15 protein-coding genes and 1 rRNA gene are annotated in these 18,599 nt (G+C 41.9%); 15 read left to right on the top strand and 1 reads right to left on the bottom strand.

The features are described from left to right. Positions 1–110: 110 nt before the first annotated feature. The 3 genes from CLNEO_RS00080 (at position 111) to CLNEO_RS00070 (ending at position 4,877) form a co-directional block, all read left to right on the top strand. The gene (locus CLNEO_RS00080) at positions 111–1,043 is read left to right on the top strand and encodes an AEC family transporter (protein WP_066083266.1); all 933 of its coding nucleotides are present in this window, start codon (positions 111–113) and stop codon (positions 1,041–1,043) included. A gap of 805 nt (positions 1,044–1,848) precedes the next feature. Further along, positions 1,849–3,828 (top strand): sodium-translocating pyrophosphatase, encoded by a 1,980-nt coding sequence (locus CLNEO_RS00075; RefSeq protein WP_066083264.1) that lies wholly within the window; start codon positions 1,849–1,851, stop codon positions 3,826–3,828. 374 nt (positions 3,829–4,202) lie between these two features. Then, entirely contained in the window at positions 4,203–4,877 is a 675-nt protein-coding gene (locus CLNEO_RS00070) for a DUF2461 domain-containing protein (protein ID WP_066083262.1), read from the top strand. Positions 4,878–4,921: 44 nt separating this feature from the next. On the opposite strand, the gene CLNEO_RS00065 is transcribed toward CLNEO_RS00070, so the two are convergent. Beyond that, complete coding sequence (locus tag CLNEO_RS00065) at positions 4,922–5,569, bottom strand: adaptor protein MecA (protein ID WP_066083260.1); 648 nt, start codon at positions 5,567–5,569, stop codon at positions 4,922–4,924. A 166-nt stretch (positions 5,570–5,735) separates the two neighbouring features. On the opposite strand from CLNEO_RS00065, the gene CLNEO_RS00060 reads away from it, so the two are divergent. The 12 genes from CLNEO_RS00060 to CLNEO_RS00005 form a co-directional block, all read left to right on the top strand. Then, positions 5,736–7,343 (top strand): hypothetical protein, encoded by a 1,608-nt coding sequence (locus CLNEO_RS00060; RefSeq protein WP_066083258.1) that lies wholly within the window; start codon positions 5,736–5,738, stop codon positions 7,341–7,343. A gap of 173 nt (positions 7,344–7,516) precedes the next feature. Continuing rightward, positions 7,517–8,599 (top strand): LysM peptidoglycan-binding domain-containing protein, encoded by a 1,083-nt coding sequence (locus CLNEO_RS00055; RefSeq protein WP_066083256.1) that lies wholly within the window; start codon positions 7,517–7,519, stop codon positions 8,597–8,599. A 20-nt stretch (positions 8,600–8,619) separates the two neighbouring features. Continuing rightward, complete coding sequence (gene rho, locus CLNEO_RS00050) at positions 8,620–10,059, top strand: transcription termination factor Rho (RefSeq protein ID WP_066083253.1); 1,440 nt, start codon at positions 8,620–8,622, stop codon at positions 10,057–10,059. A gap of 116 nt (positions 10,060–10,175) precedes the next feature. Further along, positions 10,176–10,379, top strand: coding sequence for a 50S ribosomal protein L31 (rpmE, locus tag CLNEO_RS15195; RefSeq protein WP_083531769.1), 204 nt, complete (start codon positions 10,176–10,178; stop codon positions 10,377–10,379). A 264-nt stretch (positions 10,380–10,643) separates the two neighbouring features. Next, complete coding sequence (locus tag CLNEO_RS00040) at positions 10,644–11,579, top strand: DUF1385 domain-containing protein (protein ID WP_242864133.1); 936 nt, start codon at positions 10,644–10,646, stop codon at positions 11,577–11,579. After that, complete coding sequence (prmC, locus tag CLNEO_RS00035) at positions 11,566–12,441, top strand: peptide chain release factor N(5)-glutamine methyltransferase (RefSeq protein WP_066083250.1); 876 nt, start codon at positions 11,566–11,568, stop codon at positions 12,439–12,441. The genes CLNEO_RS00040 and prmC overlap by 14 nt, the downstream gene beginning before the upstream one ends. Before the next feature lie 2 nt (positions 12,442–12,443). Then, on the top strand, positions 12,444–13,520 hold the full coding sequence (gene prfA / locus CLNEO_RS00030) for a peptide chain release factor 1 (protein ID WP_066083248.1): 1,077 nt from the start codon (positions 12,444–12,446) through the stop codon (positions 13,518–13,520). A 24-nt stretch (positions 13,521–13,544) separates the two neighbouring features. Next, positions 13,545–14,090, top strand: coding sequence for a chromate transporter (locus CLNEO_RS00025; protein WP_066083245.1), 546 nt, complete (start codon positions 13,545–13,547; stop codon positions 14,088–14,090). Further along, positions 14,087–14,659 (top strand): chromate transporter, encoded by a 573-nt coding sequence (locus CLNEO_RS00020; protein WP_066083243.1) that lies wholly within the window; start codon positions 14,087–14,089, stop codon positions 14,657–14,659. Before CLNEO_RS00025 ends, CLNEO_RS00020 begins: the two co-directional genes overlap by 4 nt. Positions 14,660–14,721: 62 nt before the next feature. Then, positions 14,722–15,177 (top strand): hypothetical protein, encoded by a 456-nt coding sequence (locus tag CLNEO_RS00015; RefSeq protein WP_066083241.1) that lies wholly within the window; start codon positions 14,722–14,724, stop codon positions 15,175–15,177. Between the two features lie 107 nt (positions 15,178–15,284). Further along, on the top strand, positions 15,285–17,738 hold the full coding sequence (locus tag CLNEO_RS00010) for a glycogen/starch/alpha-glucan phosphorylase (RefSeq protein ID WP_066083239.1): 2,454 nt from the start codon (positions 15,285–15,287) through the stop codon (positions 17,736–17,738). Positions 17,739–18,506: 768 nt separating this feature from the next. Next, a 16S ribosomal RNA gene (locus CLNEO_RS00005) occupies positions 18,507–18,599 on the top strand; the annotation flags it as partial.

Here is an 18,599-nt window from a genome sequence, read left to right as displayed (position 1 = left end):
TTCGTTTAGAATAAAAAAAATAGTCCTTTTTGGGGATTTGCCAGTGTTTCTTTTGATTAGAAGTAGGGGGGAAAGGAAGCGCTGAGTTTTTTAGGGAAGAAGGTTTGAATATGGCAATACCTGTAATTATGCAATTGCTGACGATGGTAATACTTATGGTTGTGGGCATTTTATTGCATAAAAAGAAGTTTCTGTCAACGCCCAATGCAAAGGGGCTATCCATTGTATTAACCCGTGTGGCAGTACCGTGTAATATGATCGTTTTAATGCAAAGAGAATACTCCGCTGAAATTTTCGGAGGTTTTCTCAAAACCTGTGGAACAACATTTTTGATGTGTTGCTTGGGAGCGCTGATGTTTTTTGCAGTGGGCAAAATCAAAAAAATGAGTTTGCAGGAAGTGGGTCTTTTTTCTGGCGGCGGTGTTTACAGCAATGTAATCTTCATGGGCCAGCCATTAATTATGGCTATGTATGGTGCTGAGGGCTTGATCTTTTGCGTGGCTGTCATGTTTACCTGTAACGTATTTTTGTTTACCGTATGTTCTTTCTTGTTTAATTTGGGAGGAGAAAACAAGAAAACCTTTGGTAAAATGATGAAGGATGCGTTTTTAAATTTAATCTGTCTTGCGGCAGTTATCGGGGTATTGTGTTTTGTGTTTTCCATCAGGTTGCCCGCGCCAATTTTTGACGCATTGCAATTTTCCGCAAATACAACGGTCTGCCTGTCAATGATTTATATTGGTACCTTGCTGGCAGCAGCAGATGTACGCAGGATATTTAAAGACAAAATTGTGTATATTTTTAGTTTTCTTACATTAATAATAATGCCCATTATTACAAAATTGATTGCAGGGGTATTTTTGCATGGTTTGGCGCTGAATGTTTTGGTGATTCTTATGGGAACGCCGGCGGCGGCGGCACTGCCTTCCTTTGCGGAGTTGTATGGAAATGATGAGAAGCGGGCATCGGAGTATGTTTTTGTTTCGACAATTCTGTCGGTATTTACGCTGCCTTTGGTTGCACAATTTTTATGCAGGGCATAAAAACGATGGCACGATGAAGTATTCACTGCGCAAAGGTGTCACTTTGTTGACACCTTTAGAGCGTAGATAAACCTTGGGCGTTGCCCAAACCCACTTGCTCTTTTAAAAAAAGCGCAGTTTTTACAATATTTTTTTCAGCATACAGAGAGCAAACAGATGAGTTCCACTGACAAAATGTCATGCAACTTCCTGTTTTTTCACATGGGCAAGGTGCATCCTGGGGATTCCGGTTTACTAGCGTGTTTTTTTACACCCATAAATCACCGACCAGACATCGAGGGGGTAAAGAGGAGGTTTATGAGAAAAAGAAAAGAGGTCTTTTTCAAAGGGGAAAGAAATAACTAATGTTTCCAAAGCCCTTCAGTTACACAAAAAGGACTTTATCTATAGCCTGGCCGTTAAACAATTATGGTGTTTTTTATTTATAGAAAAAGGGACGATTTTTTAACTTTGTTCTAATAAAAGCGTTTTTTTTAAGAAAATTTACAATTTTTTTGAAAAAAAAATGATTAGGAATGGCTGAAAGGGTTGATTTTTTATTAACAAATCGTTTATACTAGTGCGTGGGACAGAATAAGACTCATACAAGATTGAATGCAGATGGATACTGCACTTTGAAATCTGCTGGGGACAGGGCTAACCAAAGCGGAGGAATGGGCAGTGTCTTTGTCTTTTTTAAATATAGGCACGTGTATGTAAATTTTGTAGGCAGTCGGTTTTTGTTATTCCGATCATAAGGTCGGGTGGAAATAATAACTTAATTCATTTAAGTAACAATTCAAAAGAGAATCAGGGGGATTAAATCATGGAAAACTTGATGTACTTGGCGCCTGTATTTGGTGTACTTGCGCTGGTGTTCGCCTTCGTTCTTGCGGGTAAGGTTAGCCGCGAAGAAGAAGGAACAGAACGCATGGTAGAGATTGCTGCTGCCATTAGAGAGGGTGCAAATGCCTTCTTGAAGGCAGAATACCGCATCCTAGTTATTTTTGCTGCAGTTTTATTTGTATTGATTGGTTTTGGTGTAAATTGGATGACAGCAGTTTGCTTTTTAATTGGTGCACTTCTTTCTACGCTTGCCGGATATTTTGGTATGTCCGTTGCAACAAAGGCAAACGTTAGAACTGCAAATGCAGCCAGAGTTGGCGGTATGAATAGAGCCCTTTCTATCGCATTTAGCGGCGGTGCTGTTATGGGTATGTCTGTAGTTGGCCTTGGTTTATTGGGTGTTGGCACAATTTATGCATTAACAAAAAATGCAAACATTTTATTTGGCTTTGGCTTGGGCGCTTCCTCTATCGCTTTGTTTGGTCGTGTTGGCGGCGGTATTTATACTAAGGCTGCTGACGTTGGCGCTGACTTGGTAGGTAAGGTTGAAGCAGGCATTCCTGAGGATGACCCTCGTAACCCTGCCGTTATCGCCGATAACGTAGGTGATAACGTAGGTGACGTTGCGGGTATGGGTGCTGACCTTTTCGAATCTTATGTTGGCTCCATTATTTCTGCGATTACTTTAGGCATTATTTACTTCCAGGCAGAAGGTGCAACCTTCCCCTTAGTGCTGGCGGCAATCGGTATTTTGGCTTCCATTATCGGTACTTTTTTTGTTAAGGGCGATGAGAACTCCAACCCTCACAAGGCTTTGAAGGCGGGTTCTTATTCTTCAGCTGTTTTGGTCGCAATTGCTTCTTTGATATTAAGCAAGGTATTCTTTGGAGATATGAAAGCGGGCATCGCAATTATTTCCGGTTTAATTGTAGGCCTTTTGATTGGTGTTATCACAGAGGTCTATACCTCCGGCGATTACAAATCCGTAAAGAAAATTGCTGATCAGTCCGAAACAGGTCCGGCAACAACAATTATTAGCGGATTGGCAGTTGGTATGGAATCTACAGCGATCCCTATTGTGTTAATCTCAATCGGTATTTTTGTAGCTTATGCAGTATCCGGACTTTACGGCATTGCCTTGGCTGCCGTTGGGATGCTTTCCACAACAGGCATTACGGTAGCGGTTGATGCTTACGGCCCCATCGCAGACAATGCCGGTGGTATTGCAGAAATGAGCGGTTTGGATCACTCCGTAAGAAATGTTACAGATAAGCTGGATGCAGTTGGTAACACAACAGCGGCAATGGGCAAAGGCTTTGCCATTGGTTCAGCAGCTTTGACAGCCTTGGCATTGTTTGTATCCTATGCAAATGCAGTTGATTTGACAGAAATTTCCATCCTTGAGCCCAGAGTAATCATTGGTATGTTTATCGGCGGTATGCTTCCTTTCCTTTTCTCTGCATTTACAATGCAGTCTGTTGGTAAAGCAGCCTTCGAGATGATTGAAGAAGTAAGACGCCAGTTCCGTACCATTCCCGGAATTATGGAAGGAACCGGTAAGCCAGATTACAAGAAATGCGTTGAAATTTCTACAACCGCAGCATTGAAGGAAATGCTGGTTCCTGGTATCATGGCAGTGGCTGCTCCTTTGGTTGTTGGTATCCTTTTGGGAACATCCGCTTTGGGTGGTTTGCTTGCTGGTGCGTTAGTAACAGGTGTAGTAATGGCAATCTTTATGTCCAATGCCGGTGGCGCATGGGATAATGCGAAGAAGTACATTGAAGAAGGCAATCACGGCGGTAAAGGTAGCGAAGCTCACAAAGCAGCTGTTGTTGGCGACACCGTTGGTGACCCCTTTAAAGATACTTCTGGCCCTTCCATCAACATTTTGATTAAGCTGATGACAGTGGTATCTTTGGTATTTGCTCCTTTGTTTATGGCAATTGGCAGCATTCTTTAATAAAATGCAATTATAACGGACTTTTTGTCTGTCTCAGGGTGTCGATAAAGTCGACACCCTTTGAAAAAAGCTCGGTTCCTTCAAGCTTTTTTCAAGTTGACAGATGAGAAAAAGATGAGTTCCTGCGACCAAAAGGTCTTGAAACTCCCTTTTTTCCTCGGATGGGCAAAGCGCATCCTGCGGATTTCACTTGGGGAACACTTCGTTTCCCAAACCCTTCCGTTTTATAAAATAGGTTTTTCGACAGTCTGAGGCGGACATTTTGTCCGCCTTTTTTATTGGGGCTAAAGCAGAGAAAACAAGTGGGAATTTGAATTTTTGCTATCCATAAAAAATGGTTTGTGTTATAATCAGGTGAAAAAGGAGTTGAGAATATGAAGGAATTCACTGGTTTTATGCCGGAAACAATAGATTTTTTGTGGGAACTTAGAATGAATAACAATAAGGAATGGATGGATCAAAACAGGGAACGGTATAAAGCGGTGTTGAAGGACCCTTTTGACAGGTTTGCCATGGACATGGGGGAGCAGTTTGCAGAAAGCACAGGCGAAAAAATGAATTGGGCAATTTCAAGGATCAATCGGGATATCCGTTTTTCCAAGGATAAAAGTCCATACCGTGCGTGCCGCTGGGTCGTTTTTAAGGAGCCTCTTTCTGTAGGGACGGAATGGAAGCTGCGTCCGGCTTTTTATTTTGAGCTATCACCGGAGGGATATAACCATGGCATGGGTGTTTATGAAGCTACACCTGCTTATTTGAATGCATATCGAGATAGCATACAAAAAAAGCCTAGGGATTTTGCTGATATTGTTCGGGGAGTGGAAAGGGAAGGCATATTCACTTTAATGGGCGAGGATTATAAAAAGGTGGATGCCTCAGCCTTGCCCCGAGAAATCCATCCGTGGTATGTGAAAAAAAACTTCTACCTTGCTGAAGAAAAAAAGATGGAGGATATTATTTTTTCTCCCCAATTGCCTCAAATGCTGGCGGAAAAGTGGAAAAAACTGATTCCTTTGTATCGATATTTAAAAGAAATCAAGGCGGAATAAAAAAATCCCTTCAGGTAATCAGAGGTTATCTGAAGGGAATTTTTTTAATCACCAAAGGTTTTTGCCAAAATTTCAACGGCATTTGCACTGATGAGGGTTTCTCCGTGTTCCAAGAGGTAGTATTTCGCAAGAGAAGTGGAAATGTGTTTTTGACCAAATTCATCTAGAATTAGTTCAGTATAGTCATCGCTCTCATCGGCGTATGTATCCGCCTGCAAAACCAAGAAAATTCTTTCGTTGTTTTTATGCAGTTCGCTTTCCCCTTGATAGGAGCCGTGCAAACGCAGACTGGCATGGATTGCATCATCCAAGGTGCGGAAAGAGAAAATCAGCAGGTCTTCATTTTCGTTACTGCTTGTATCAATGGCATCTAAGGGTTTCTTTTTCCATTTATGAGCTTCCTTGTTTTTGAACAGCAGATCCATAGGATTTTCACTTTTGTTTTTTGGATCAATTTTTGTTACAATTACCATAATGCCGTCAACCCCTACAGGAACGGCTTCTACCATAAGCGGTGTGCTTTCATTGATAAAATCGTATTCATCCAGGGCCTGCTCCATAATATCGCGGAACAGCTTTTGTGTTTTTTCCGAAGGATTGATTAAATCCTCCAGCTTTAAGTCACGTTCCACCAAATCTGCTCTGGTAAGGGTTAACTTTAATTGATTTTCGCTAACACGTTCTATTTTCATTTTAATCACTTCCTTATCTTTTCAACTAGAAAAACGGGTCGTGTTTTGATTTCCACTATACTTTTTACTTGAAATATAGTATAGTATAATGAATTGGAGAGAAGATGTAAAGAGGGTAATAACGCCATATTTTATTAATTTTAGCAAAGAAGGAGGGATAACTGTTATGAAAAAGCGGATTATTCCAATGATTTTGACCGTCCTGCTTTGGGCGGGTATGTATTATTATTACTTACCACCGCTAAATATTCATTCCCATGATAGTTGGATGTTTATCATAACGATTTTGGTCATGGGGATCATTATTAATTTTTGGACGATTTTTCGCGTAGTTTTTTTAGATAGAACCAGCCCCGAGAGGGCGGCAAATAAAAAAGTTATAAAAAAGCTGCTGCTGGTACCTGTTGCACTTGCCCTGTTTTATGTTGGAGGTACATTACTATCTTCCCCTATTTTGCGGGCATCCAGCTATAATAAGCTTTTGGCCGTAGAAAGCAGTGATTTTGCCGCAGATATTCATGAGGTGGATTATAACAAAATTCCCATTTTGGACAGCACCTCTGCGGCGAAGCTTGCGGAAAGAGAAATGGGTAGCATGGTAGATATGGTTTCCCAGTATGAAGTAAGCGCATATTTCAACCAAATAAACTATCAAAATAAGCCTGTGAGGGTTACCCCCCTTCGTTACGGAGATTTGATTAAGTGGCTGACAAATCGAAATACAGGCATTCCTGCCTATATTCAAATTGATATGACATCACAAAACGTTGACTTGGTGAAATTAGAGCAGGGAATTCGATACTCTCCTTTTGAGCATTTTGGGCGAAATCTGTATCGTTATCTGCGTTTCCGTTATCCCAATGCCATGATTCGCAGTACCAATTTTGAAATTGATGAAAATGGAGTGCCTTATTGGATATGCTCCGTTGAAGATAAGACTATTGGTCTTTTTGGTGGTACGGATATTAAGGGTGCCATTGTTGTGAACGCAACCACGGGGGAACACAGCTATTATGATATTGCAGATGTTCCTCGTTGGATTGACAAGGTGTATGATGCAAACCTTTTGATTGAACAATATGACTATTATGGCACCTTGAAGAAGGGGTATATCAACAGCATTTTTGGGCAGAGAGAGTGTCTGCAAAGCACCGAGGGCTATAACTATATCGCTTTGGATGACGATGTTTGGGTTTATACCGGGGTGACCTCCATTGGCGGGGATGAATCCAACGTTGGTTTTGTGCTGATGAATTCTCGAACCAAGGAAACCAAATATTATCAGATTTCCGGAGCAAAGGAAATTTCCGCCATGTCCTCTGCGGAGGGACAGATTCAACATTTAGGATATACGGCAACTTTCCCCATATTATTAAATATTGCCAAAGAACCAACGTATTTCTTATCTTTGAAGGACGGCGCTGGGCTGGTTAAAAAATACGCTATGGTGAATATTCAAAAATATCAAATTGTTGCCACAGGAGATACCGTTGCCGAATGTGAAAAGGTTTACCGCAATTTAATGGCAGGCAATGGCATTAGTAACGTTAATACGGATAAGGCTGCCAAGGTAAGTGGTGTAATTTCCATGATGAAGGACATTGTTACCGAGGGCAACAGCTATTACTATTTGATGTTAGAGGGCAGCAACGAGCTTTTTGAGGTTGAGGTTAAAAATTATTTAGGTATTTTGAAAAAGCAGGTTGGGGATACTGTTTCTTTAGAATATGTTGCGGAAAGCAGCGGTGTGAATGTTGTAATTGGATTGGAGTAAAAATTGATACAGTCACCAAGAAGTTATTGGTGACTGTTTTGCTTTGTATTTTACGTTTTTTTGAAAAATATTTAGTTGTGTTGACACATGAAAGGGAAGAATGTAAAATAATAAGGTAAAATGTGATTTTTATGAGCGAAAACAGGTATTTCAAAACCCAGCGGAGGTAAATTATGAGCAGTGACAAAAATAGCAATACAAACCCCGGTTCTCGAGGAATGGCCGATAACGATAAAGAATACTATGAAGATTTGTATAATGATTTGCCCAAGGAGGTTGTTGATATTTTAATGCAAACCCATCCTTTGATGAGCAAAGACGGAAATACGGAACCGAACCGTTCCAGAAAACGCCCCTCCCGAGAGGATATTGAAGAGGTGCGGGAAGCAAGGATGCAGCAGGTTGGCACAGAAATCAATGAAATCAAGAAGGCTCCCCAGCAAGAAGGTGAGCCTACCAGATATGTTTCAAGACGTGCAAGGAGTACATCTTCTTTAGAGGATACGAATAATCCGGTATCTGTGGGGAATAGAATAGAGCAGGACGAGTATGATGATGGAATTCAGTATGTGAGTGTAATGCCGTCGCGGAAAAAATCAAAAATAGCGGAGGATGTATCCCAACAAACCTTATCCCCTGCCAAACGCAAAAAATCTAGGAAAGAAGACAATGCCTTTGAAGATTTTACGCCAAAGGGCAGAAACCGCTTTGAAGAGCTGGATTTTGAGGAAAAAGCGAAGCAAGAGCATTTGGACAGCCTTTATGACGATTATGACGATTATGACGATGCATATGATTTTCGCGGCGGCGTAAGTAAGCTAGGTATAATTTTAGGAGTAATGGGGCTAATATTAATTGTATTTTTAATTTTTAAATGTGTGAGTTTAAACAGTAAGTTGGAGGATGCACAAAATCAATTGACAGCCAATGTGGATTTAAGCAGCAAGTATGAAAGCGTTCAGCTGGAAAAGATGCAGTTGGAGGAACAATTGGCAAACTTACAAAACCCAGATGTAGAGGGAAACACACCTGAGGGTGAGGAGACACAGCCTCCAAATACACCAGAAGGAAATGCAAACACCACAGGAAACAATGGAACGACAACGGAATATGTTGTGCAAGAGGGCGATACGGCTTGGAGTATTGCGCAAAAGGTATATGGCAATGGCACTGAATACAAGAAAATTTTAGATGCAAATAACTTAAAGGAAACAGATACCATCGGTGTTGGAACAAAGCTGAAAATTCCTAGATGATAGAAGATAGGAGAATAGAGATGGGAAACGATCTGCAGGAAAAAACTCTGGCAGAACTAAGAGGAACAGCGAAGGAAATGGGCATGAAGTCCATTTCCTCGTTAAAAAAAAATGAATTAATTGAAAAGATATTGGAGAAGCAGTCTCAGGCGGAACCTATAGCCGTTAAGCATGTGACTGCTTATGGTTTTTCTTTGCCCGAAAACCAAGAAACGGCGCAGAAAACTCCCGAGCCCATGAAAGTAAGGACGGAAGAGAACACCAAGGAAAAAACAGTACAAGCGGTACAGAGGGCTGAAAAGGCAGCTATTATGGAAAATAGTGTGCCGGGAGAGGGAATACTGGAGGTAATGCCTGATGGGTTTGGCTTCCTTAGGACGCAAAACTTTCTTCCCGGAACGGGAGATATTTATGTTTCGCCGTCTCAAATTAGAAGATTTAATTTAAAGACAGGGGATTCGGTCAGGGGGAACATTCGTCCCGCCAGAGAGGGCGAGAAATTTGGGGCTATTTTATTTGTAAAATCTGTGAATGGAGATTATCCTGACCAGGCGGCCAAACGCCCTAATTTCGAGGATTTGACGCCAATTTATCCCGAAGAAAAGCTTAGTGTTGAGGTAAGCAAGGAAGAGCTTTCTGGAAGAATTATTGACCTTTGCGCACCCATTGGCAAGGGGCAAAGAGGAATGATTGTTGCACCGCCGAAGGTAGGCAAAACAGTGCTTTTAACACAAATGGCCAATGCCATTACAAAGAATCACAAGGAAATACATCTGATTGTGCTTTTGATTGATGAACGTCCGGAGGAAGTGACGGATATTCAGCGTTCCATAGAAGGGGAAAATGTGGAGATCGTTTATTCTACGTTTGATGAGCAGCCGGATCACCATAAAAGGGTGACAGAAATGGTTTTGGAGAGAGCGAAACGCATGGTTGAGCAAGGGAAGGATTTGGTTATTTTGCTGGACAGCCTAACTAGATTGGCCAGAGCCTATAATCTAACAATTCCCCCCAGCGGACGAACTCTTTCCGGCGGTTTGGATCCTGCGGCGTTATACATGCCTAAGCGATTTTTTGGTGCTGCCAGAAATATTGAAAATGGCGGAAGCTTAACCATATTGGCTACGGCCTTGGTGGATACAGGCAGTAAAATGGACGAGGTTATTTTTGAAGAATTTAAGGGTACAGGGAATATGGAGTTGGTGCTGGACAGACGGCTTTCCGAACGGCGGATTTTCCCAGCGGTGGACATCATAAAGTCCGGAACCAGAAGGGAAGAAAAGCTGCTGACGGAACAGGAGCTGGAATGTAACTTTACCCTGCGGAAAATGGCTTCAACGATGAGTCAGATGGAAATGGTGGAAGGCTTTTACGGTTTGATGAGAACGACACGCAACAACGAGGAATTTATGGAGAGATTACCCGTTTGGGAAAAAACGTTGGGACTTTATGATAAGTAATGAAACCTTTTTTGCGTTTTTTATTGCAAAGGGCGGGAACTTGTGCTAAAATACTGTTGTTGTCTATAAATAATTATGATTATTGATCAACAAATTTAAAAAATGAGGTGAAAAAAATGAGAGAAGGAATCCATCCCCAGTACAATCAGGTAAAGGTTAGATGTAACTGTGGTAACGAATTTATAACCGGTTCCACAAAGGAAGAAATCAAAGTTGAAGTTTGCTCCAAGTGCCATCCTTTCTACACAGGCAGCCAGAAATTGCTTTTGGAAGCCGGCGGCAGAGTGGAAAAATTCAACAAAAAATACGGCAAGAAGTAATTTTTTTGAAATTAAGAGAGAATTGCCTTTGGCCTCTAAAAAATTATTTAGAACGAGAAATGTGCAGAGGATTTATGTCCCTGCACTTTTTTTAATGAGCTGGGTTTCGAAAAAAGGGCACACTGGGTATGGAGAATTTGGCTGCGACTAAAAACGGGATTTTAAAATCATTTTAAGAAAAGCAGAAAAAAATTTTTCGTTTTAATACTTTTATGCTATAATAATAAATTGCAATATATATTTAAAAAGAAAAGAGTTGATACAGTGTCAGATCATGATAAAGAAAAAAGAGTTAGACCCACCAACATCGGCGGTCAAGCCATCATAGAAGGCGTCATGATGCGTGGGAAAAAGATATATGCCATGGCTGTCAGAAACCCTGCAGGCGGGATTACCATAGAAAAAAACGAATGGGGTGGAATTGGCGCCAAGGGAATATTTAAGTATCCTATTTTGCGTGGGATTGCTGCGTTTGTGGACTCCTTAATCACAGGCACAAAAATATTGATGCATTCTGCAGAAATCGCCGGTGAGGATTGGGCGGAAGAAGAGCTGTCACCCTTTGAGAAATTTCTCCAGGATAAATTAGGGGATAAAATCAATGATGTTTTGATTTATTTTAGCGTAACGGTATCATTGATTCTGGGCATGGGGCTGTTTTTTGTTCTTCCTGTTTGGTTAGGAAATTTTTTTAAGTCGATCGTGCCTGTATGGGGATTGGGGATCATTGAAGGGCTGATTCGTATTGCAATTTTTTTGCTGTACTTATTGTTAATCTCCAGAATGAAGGAAATTAAGCGTGTATTTCAATATCACGGGGCGGAACATAAAACCATCAACTGCTTTGAAAGCGGCAAGGAATTAACTGTGGAAAATGTAAAGCCCTGCACACGCTTACATAAGCGTTGTGGAACCAGTTTTTTACTGTTTGTAATGATTATCAGTATGGTTGTATTCTTTTTTGTGCGAACGGATACCATTATTTTGCGGTTGATTTCCAGGGTTCTTTTGGTACCCTTTGTTGCAGGTATTTCATATGAGGTAATCCGTTGGGCAGGCAAATCCGATAACAAATTTGTTACGGCGGTCAGCTATCCTGGTTTATGCCTGCAAAAAATAACCACGGCCGAACCCGATGCATCCCAAATCGAAACCGCAATTGCGGCGATGAAGGGAGTATTGGAAGATGAGGGGGAATAAGACCATTGCGGATGCTTTATTGGAAGGAAAGCGACGATTGAGGACTGCCGAGAAAGAAAATTATGCATTGGAGGCGGAACTTTTGCTGATGGAGGCATGCGGCTTAAGCCGTGTGGCACTTTTTACCCAAGGAGAAAAAATAATTTCCCCTGAACAAGAGGGAAAGTATGGAAACTACTTGAGCCAAAGGGAGGAAAACCGTCCTTTGCAGTATATTTTAGGGCAATGCGAATTTATGGGGCTATCTTTTTTGGTAGGTGAGGGCGTTTTGATTCCCAGAGGAGATACGGAAATTCTTGTGGAAACGGTTTTGGAGATTGGAAAGCAGGAAGGCATTGAAAAGGTAATCGATTTGGGTACGGGAAGCGGTTGCATTCCCATTTGCCTTGCCCATTACGGCAAGATGCAATGTGTCGGCGTGGATATTAGCCCAAAGGCGCTGGCTTTTGCAAGGGAAAACGGAGAAAAAAACCAAGTGGCGGTAGAATGGCTGGAAAGCGATTTGTTTTCTGGTGTGCGCCAAGGGAGGAAAGGGAGCTTTGATGCCATTGTTTCCAATCCGCCGTATATTGCCAAAAATGTGATTGCCGATTTGATGCCCGAGGTGCGGGATTTTGAACCCCGAAAGGCCTTGGACGGCGGCGAGGATGGGCTGGACTTTTATCGGCGCATTATAAAAGAGAGCCGTCCATGGCTAAAACGAGGGGGATGGCTGTTTTTTGAAATAGGTTATGATCAAGGGCAGGCACTACTTTCTTTGATGGAGGAGGCAGGATTTTCTCAATGTATCCTATGCAAGGATTTGCCAGGACTGGACAGAGTTGTTTATGGAAAATTAAAAGAAATGATAGATGAGGTGTAACCATGTTTGATCGATTGGCTGAGATTGAAAGTAAATATAATGATTTGGCGGATCAGGTGAACGATCCTGAGATGATCGCCAACCAATCGGAATGGCGCAAGCTGATGAAGGAATACAGCGACATGACCCCTGTGGTTGAGGCTTACAGGGAGCATAAAAAGATGAAGGCGGCGGTTGCGGAAGGCTTGGAATTATTAAATGAAAAGCTGGATGAGGATTTTCGCGAGCTGGTGAAAGAGGAATTTACGCAAAATAAGGAGCGGCTGGAGGAACTGAGGCGTGAAATTACCGTGTTGCTTTTACCCAAGGACCCCAATGATGAAAAGAATGTTATTGTGGAAATTCGCGGCGGTGCCGGAGGGGATGAGGCGGCGTTATTTGCAGGGGATTTATTCCGTATGTACGCCCGTTATGCTGAGGACAGACGGTGGAAGGTGGAGCTGATGAACGCCAGTGAAAATGATTTGGGGGGCTTTAAAGAGGTTTCCTTTATGATAACGGGGAAGGGTGCTTATTCCCGTATGAAGTACGAAAGCGGCGTACACCGTGTGCAGCGTATTCCCACGACGGAAAGCGGTGGGCGAATTCATACCTCAACGGTGACGGTGGCGGTAATGCCGGAAGCGGAGGAAGTGGATGTTCATATTGATATGAATGACGTTCGGGTGGATGTGTTCCGTGCGTCGGGTAACGGCGGTCAGTGTGTAAATACCACGGATTCTGCGGTGCGAATGACCCATTTGCCTACGGGCATTGTGGTTTCTTGCCAGAATGAAAAATCTCAGCTAAAAAATAAGGATCAGGCACTGAAGGTTTTATATGCCCGGGTTTATGAGAGGGAAAGACAAGCCCATGATGCCGCAATTTCCGCTGATCGTCGTTCTCAGGTGGGAACGGGGGATAGAAGTGAGCGTATCCGTACCTATAACTTCCCCCAAGGGCGTGTAACAGATCATAGAATCGGCTTGACTTTATATAAAATTGATAGCATACTGAACGGGGATTTAGATGAAATCATGGATGCTTTGATTACCACTGATCGTATGGAAAAAATGCAGGCCGGCGGGATAGAGGAATAAAGAACAAAAGGAAGAAGTGAAGCTATGAAAGAACTCTGGCAGCTTTTTATTTCGTTTTGCAGAATCGGCGCCTTTACCTTTGGCGGCGGCTATGCCATGCTGCCCATGCTGAAAAAGGAAGTAGTGGATAAAAGAGGATGGGCGACGGAGGACGAAATTCTTGATTATTTTGCGATAGGGCAATGCACACCCGGGATTATTTTTGTGAATACAGCCACCTTTGTGGGGTGCAAGCGCAAGGGAACCCTAGGTGGAATTGCCGCCACCGTGGGAGGCGTATTTCCTTCGCTAATCATTATTACGGTAATTGCGGCGGTATTAAATAATTTTGCAGAACTTCCTACTGTACAGCATGCTTTCGGCGCAATTCGCGTGGTGGTTGGTGTTTTAATTCTAAATGCGGTGGTAGGAATGTGGAAAAAATCCGTGGTGGATAAAATTTGTGCAGTGATTGCGGTGGTGGCATTTATACTCTCCGCATTTTTGGGGCTTTCACCCGCTTGGGTTGTTCTTGGAGCGGGAAGTCTTGGGGCAGTCCTTCCCTTGTTGAAGGGGGTTGGCGGAAAATGAGCAGCTGGTTTCTTTTGTTTTATGAATTTTTTAAGATAGGGTTGTTTTCCGTTGGGGGAGGCTTGGCAACCTTGCCGTTTTTATATAAGCTTGCGGATAAATATGATTGGTTCAGCCAAACAATGGTTGCCAATATGGTAGCGGTTTCTGAGTCTACCCCTGGCCCGTTGGGTGTGAATATGGCAACATATATTGGATTTCAATTTGGCGGCCCTTTAGGCGCAGTAATTGCAACGGCTGGACTGTTGTTTCCCTCGGTTGTCATCATCATCATTATTTCAAAATTTTTGCAGAAATTTCGGGATAACTCCCATGTGAGTGATGTCTTTTATATGCTCAGACCTGCAGTGACGGGCTTAATTGCAACCGCCGGCTTTTCCGTGATTCTTGACGCAATCTTTCATGTAAATAAAATCACCCAAATTTCTGTGGATAATTTTCTTAGCCTTTTTGGGGTAAAAGAATGCATTTTATTTGCAGTAATACTTTTTCTTACAAATAAATTTAATAAGCACCCAGTATTCTATATTGCAATTGGGGCAGCGATTGGAATCATATTTGCATTTTGATGCGGAATGAAAGGCTTTTTCCATCCATATGATAGAGTATATGGAATAAGGAGGAAGGGCGTATGATTCTATGTCTGTCGATTCCTATGTATTGGGTGCTGCTGTGGGCAGCGAGTAGGCGGAAAAGAGCCTATCCGTTGCTTTTTCGCTTTTTAGAGGGCATTATTTTGGCGTTCCTTTGCTTTGTTTTTTTGCCCCCTGCTTTTTTGGAACAATTTCTTTGTGCGGGGGTTGGAGCAATAATCGGAATTGCTTTTGCAGTTTGGATGGAAGGAAAATATTCCCAAGGTGGATTGAAAAAAGAATTGGGCAGCGGGATAATATTTTTGGTCGCTTTTTTGTTTCAAATATTTTTCCGGGAAGATATTGCCTTGCCAAGAAGCGCTGTTGGAGGAATGGCACTTTATTGCACATGCACGGGGCTTTTTCCCGAGGGAATGCCCTTGAAAAACACTTTGCAAAGTGCTTTGGGTGGAATGCTTGGTTTTCTTTTAGGCGTTGCCATATGTTTTGCATAAAAGAGGAAAGGAAATTTGCAAAATGGGGAATGCTTTGATATAGTAAATAAAAAAGTGCCGATTAAATGGTATAACAAAAGAAGGACATTTCCTTGAAGGAGGTTTGTATGGGGATAATTGGGATTGAGAAAGAAACGTTAAAAACCATGATACAGGAAAATGTAAAAACACTTTATAGAAAAACACTGGAAACGGCTTTGCCGGAAGAGATTTATCAAGCGGCTGTGTTTTCTTTACGGGATTTTATTACCGATAAGTGGATTAAGACGCATGAAACCTATTACAAGGAAGATGTTAAGGCAGTTTATTATCTGTCTATGGAATTTCTGATGGGAAGGTTTTTTGGTAACGCTCTCATTAATATGGGAATGGATCAGGTGGTCAAAGAGGTTTTTGCCGAACTAGGTATTGATTTTAATACTGTGGAGGATGCGGAGCCTGATCCGGGTCTTGGAAACGGCGGTCTAGGGCGATTGGCGGCCTGCTTTTTGGATTCCTTGGCGACTTTGGAATTGCCTGCGTATGGCTGTGGAATTCGCTATCATTACGGGATATTTGAGCAAAAGCTTGAGAATGGATATCAGGTGGAGGCACCGGATAACTGGCTGGAGGACGGCGACCCTTGGGGCATACGTCGCAATGAGTATGCCGTAGAAATTAAATTTGGCGGCCATGTGCGGGCGGTGCCAAAGGAAAATGGCGGTTACCGTTTTGTACAGGAGGGCTATCAGTCGGTTATGGCCATTCCTTACGATTATCCTGTAATTGGTTTTGGCAACAATACGGTGAATACCCTGCGCTTATGGGATGCACGAGCGAAGAATAGAATTGACTTAAAGTCCTTTAATGAAGGAAATTATCAAAAGGCGGCCGAGGAGGAAACCCTGGCGAAAACCCTGACGGATGTGCTTTATCCTGCGGATGAGCATTATCAAGGAAAGGAATTAAGACTTCGTCAGCAGTATTTCTTTATTTCCGCCACGGTTCAACGCGTGGTGGAGCGGTTTACGAATGATCATGATGATTTTAATTTGCTTCCGGAAAAGGTAGCCTTTCAGCTCAATGATACCCATCCCAGCATTGCCGTTGCTGAATTGATGCGTGTTTTAGTGGATGAAAATGATTTGCCTTGGGAGCAGGCTTGGGAGATTACCAAAAAAGTGTGCGCATATACCAACCATACCATTATGACGGAGGCATTGGAAAAGTGGCCGCTGGACTTATTCAGCCGTTTGCTGCCGCGAATTTATCAAATTATTGAGGAAATTAACCGACGCTTTTGTGTTGAGTTGATGGAGGAATGCGGAAACAATCCTGAAAAAATTCGACGCCTTGCAATTATTGCTGATGGACAAATTCGTATGGCTTATATGGCGATTGTGGGAAGCCATTCTGTAAATGGCGTAGCAGCGCTGCATACGGAAATATTGAAAAACCATGAACTGAAGGATTTTTACAAGCTTTTTCCGGAGAGATTCAACAATAAAACAAATGGAATTACCCAAAGAAGATGGCTTTTGCATGCAAATGCTCAGCTGGCTGAATTGATTACAGAAAGAATTGGCGATGGATGGATTACGGATTTATCTCAGCTTGAGAGAATTTTGCCCCTTGTTGAGGAAGAAGCCTTTCGGGAACGTTTTATGGAAATCAAACAGGCGAACAAAATGAGCTTAGCGAAATATATCAAATCCGCAAAGGGAATTGACATAAATCCGGACAGCATTTTTGATATCCAGGTGAAAAGATTGCACGAGTACAAGCGTCAGTTGTTAAATGTACTGCATATTATTGGCCTTTACAACAGACTGAAAATGAACCCTGGGCTGGATATGGTGCCAAGAACCTTTATTTTTGGGGCGAAGGCAGCAGCGGGGTATCATCGGGCAAAATTAATTATTAAGTTGATTAACAGTGTTGCGGAAGTGGTGAATCATGACCAATCCATCGGCGGAAAAATAAAAGTGGTATTTTTAGAAAATTATCGTGTTTCCCTAGCAGAACGATTGATCCCGGCAGCAGATGTCAGTGAACAGATTTCTACAGCGGGAAAAGAGGCCTCGGGTACGGGAAATATGAAGTTTATGTTGAATGGTGCTTTGACCATAGGTACTATGGATGGCGCAAATGTTGAAATTTTTGAGGAAGTAGGCGAGGAGAACATCTTTATTTTTGGCATGAGTGCCGATGAAGTCCAGGAGAAATACAATAAAGAATATGATCCTTGGAGTGTTTACAATATGAATCAAGAAGTGCGTATGGCAATGACTGCGTTGATTGATGGAACCTTTGACCGGGATACGGGATTGTTTCGAGAGCTGTACGATGCATTACTGAACGGCTTTGGTGGCAGCAGAGCCGATGAGTATTTTATATTAGAAGATTATGCCGACTATGACCGTGCCCAGCAGGCTGTAGATTATGCTTACCGTGATAAAGAAAAATGGGCGAAAATGGCTATCTGCAATGTAGCGAAAAGCGGGAAATTTTCCAGTGACCGCACGATTAAACAATATGCAACGGAAATTTGGAATCTTCCCACGGTTCCTATCGATTTTTAAGATTAGGCTCCTGCTTATAAAAAGGCGGGAGTTTTTCTTTGGGAAAAAGGGGAGGCTGTCAAAAGCATAAAAGTAGGAAAACTTTAAATTGCTAAAGAAGTACGGATTAGAGTTTTGAAAATTTTTGGTGAAAAACAATACCTTGAGAATGTCTACTATTATAGTAAAAAAATATTGAAAAGACTTTTATAAGCAAAGTGTTTTGTTAGCTTTAAAACAAAAGGATGTTGCAGATACAAGAATCAAGCGAAAAAAGCAGTTATGTATATTGTCTGCCTTATGTTATATTAAATGGAAGGATAGAATAATGCAGTTTAAAATCATAACCATGCATGAAGATAAGCTATTTTAAGAGAATGAGCAGAACAATTTTGCTTGAAAACTCGATTATTTAGCGAAATTTGAAATACAAACAAAAAAAATGAAAAAAAGTGTTGACAAAAGAAAATAAATCTGTATAATAGAAAAAGTCACTTCGAAACGTACAGGAAAAAACGAAGGGAAAAAGCGGATATAACAAAGTTTTCGGTGGAAAGAAAGAAAAAAACTTTGAGAAAAGTCTTGACAAGAAACAAGCAATATGTTAAGATGATATTCGCTGACAAACAAAGAAGCAGCGTAACACTTGATCCTTGAAAACTAAACAGTAGAATACAAACACACAACCCATAGTCAATTCAAAGCACCGCAAGGTGCGAAAAGACAAAAGAGTTTGCCGATTTCGAAAAAATCGGAAAGTAGCCAGATTATCTGGTTAGGACAAAACTTTAATTTAAGAGTTTGATCCTGGCTCAGGATGAACGCTGGCGGCGTGCTTAACACATGCAAGTCGAGCGGAGATATGAAATCTGAGAGCTTCGG

It is taken from the genome of Anaerotignum neopropionicum (assembly GCF_001571775.1).
Classification (GTDB): Bacteria; Bacillota; Clostridia; order Lachnospirales; family Anaerotignaceae; genus Chakrabartyella; species Chakrabartyella neopropionicum.
This window is presented reverse-complemented; position numbering and strand designations above follow the sequence as displayed.